This window comes from Paenibacillus dendritiformis, from assembly GCF_015845845.1.
In the GTDB taxonomy this organism is placed as follows: domain Bacteria; phylum Bacillota; class Bacilli; order Paenibacillales; family Paenibacillaceae; genus Paenibacillus_B; species Paenibacillus_B dendritiformis_C.
Genome location: NZ_LDIG01000098.1, coordinates 1 through 2154 on the forward strand (window position 1 = coordinate 1; position 2154 = coordinate 2154).

Consider the following 2154-nt stretch of genomic DNA (forward strand, 5'->3'; position numbering starts at 1 on the left):
GCAGCACGAAGAAGGGATCCTTCGGTGGTTCCATAGTAAGATGACGAACGGCTTGTTGGAAGGCATTAATGGTCTGGTTCAAGCAGCTAAACGTCGGGCCAGAGGCTACAGGAACGTAGAAAACTTGATTGCGATGGTGTATATGACAGCCAATAAGCTTCGTTTGCCGTTGCTCGCGGCGCGCCGAGCATAATATCCCTTTCCGCCTTCTTACCCTGCTTCAGATGTAGAAACAGCGGTCAAGCGCTCTCCTTGACGGCTGTTTCTACATCTGAAAATCTCTTAAAGGCGGAAGGGGTTATGAAACTAATATTCAACACTGTACCCACCCAGTAGAGCGAAGAGCCATAAAATTGTCAACCCTCGACAAGCGATCAAGGATTGGCGCCTGACTCACCACCTAATAGTATCAAAAACCCGCATAAATTGAGGGTTTTTGATACTTTTTTGTTGAGAGATGAAAGGCGTTATCCCTTAAATTCCTGGACCCATGTATTGTTATAATAAGCAATACCGATTTGGGTATAACTATTATTCAATATATTTGCTTTGTGGCCTGGGCTATTCATCCAATCATTCATAACTTGGGTAGGGGTGGTTTGCCCTTTTGCGATGTTTTCTCCAGCGGAATTGTATGTGATCCCGAATTCCTTCATCATATCGAAGGGGGATCCATGTGTTGGAGAATTATGATCAAAATAATTGTTGTTGTACATGTCCTGTGCCTTGACCATAGCCATATTTGACAATTCTTCACTCCTACTCAAGGAACTTAATCCTGTTTTGGACCTTTCTTGATTTACTAGATCCAGAACCTGCTGCTCGAATGCGGATGAATTATTATCCCTAGTATCATTTTTACCTTCCTGTACTTGCCCTGTTGAACCTGTCGGCTCATTTCTTTCCGGATTTCCTGTAGGTGCCTGGTTTGCTGGACTTCCAGCCGGTGTTTGAATCAGATCCAACAAATCCAATGGAATTCCATTTTGTGCTTCTTTTGTTGTAATAGATGATCTCTCTGTCCAAGACGTAGCTGTTGATGATGCTTGTGTGAGGACAGAGTTTGGCGCAGCAGTATGAGCATGAGTTGAAATTCGTGTTTGCTCAGGAGTCACTTGCTTTTGCATCATATTGTTCTGGGCCGAACAGCCTGTGACCAGAAATAATACTGCTAATACGAAAAACCTTACCATTTGCTAACCTCCTAGGTCCGTTAATTAATGAAGTTACCGGATTAGGATTTCCTGCATGTCCTTTACTTATTCCTCATTATGGTTTTCTCCTTATCCAATACCTTTTTGTGATCGATACTACTTAGGGCTTGCTGAACGAAAGAAAAATCCAGTAGCAGCAAGGGTTTAGCGCCTCTTTTGTCGAATTCAAGTGCAAGGAAAACGGGTTTATCCCGTGAAAAACCGTGCACGTGGAGGTGTCCAGATTGTATCAGCGAACCGAGAGCCAAATGATCTTGCCAGGCGACTTCTTCCTTCCGTTCGGCGGGAAGCTGCGGAAGATAACCGCTGGGTATTGCTGGCCCAGATGATTCCGTGGTGGAAGCTCGAAGAGAAATATGCGAAGAACTTTAAGAAGAGCCTCAAGGGTCAAAAGGCCGTATCGATCCGTGTCGCGCTCGGCGCCCTCATTATTCAGGAGCGGCTCGGCACCGACGATCGGGAGACGCTTCGTCAGATTCTGGAGAACCCGTATCTGCAGTACTTCCTCGGTCTGCCGGAATACCAGTACCGCCGTCCGTTTCACCATTCTCTCATGACACACTTCCGCAAGCGGCTGGGCGGCGAGATCCTTGATGAAGTGAATGAGTGGATCGCCCTTGAAGAAGCGCGCAAGTCCAGCGAATCGGATGATTCATCGGACGACAATGAACCTGGCAGCGGAACTGCCGCAGCGTCCGACGAGCCGTCAGAACCGCAGCCGCGGCAGATGGAACTGACGAACGAGGGCGAACTGCTGCTGGATGCGACCTGCGCGCCGGCGGACATCGCCTACCCGACGGATCTGTCTCTTCTGAATCAGGCCAGAGAAAAGCTGGAGAAAATCATCGACATCCTGCATGAACCGGAACGCGGAAAGACTCGCAAGCCAAGAACATACCGGGAGCGTGCCCGCAAAGCCTATCTGGCGATTGCCAAGCAA

Annotated in this window: 2 protein-coding genes and 1 pseudogene; 2 read left to right on the forward strand and 1 reads right to left on the reverse strand. The window is 48.0% G+C overall.

Features of this window, described 5'->3' with window-relative positions:
* Nucleotides 1–193: transposase (locus tag ABD76_RS08200; protein ID WP_197253431.1), on the forward strand; the 193-nt coding region annotated here is incomplete at its 5' end.
* Between the two features lie 274 nt (nucleotides 194–467).
* Here the strand turns inward: ABD76_RS08200 and ABD76_RS08205 are convergent.
* A complete protein-coding gene (locus tag ABD76_RS08205) occupies nucleotides 468–1193 on the reverse strand; it encodes a CAP domain-containing protein (RefSeq protein ID WP_197255884.1) in 726 nt (241 codons plus the stop codon).
* A gap of 245 nt (nucleotides 1194–1438) precedes the next feature.
* Here ABD76_RS08205 and ABD76_RS08210 point away from each other — a divergent pair.
* Nucleotides 1439–2154: pseudogene (locus ABD76_RS08210) on the forward strand (transposase); the annotation flags it as partial.

Coding starts and splice junctions, on each gene's coding strand:
- ABD76_RS08205 (WP_197255884.1), bottom strand. CDS start 1,193: ATGGTAAGGTTTTTCGTATTAGCAGTATTATTTCTGGTCACAGGCTGT.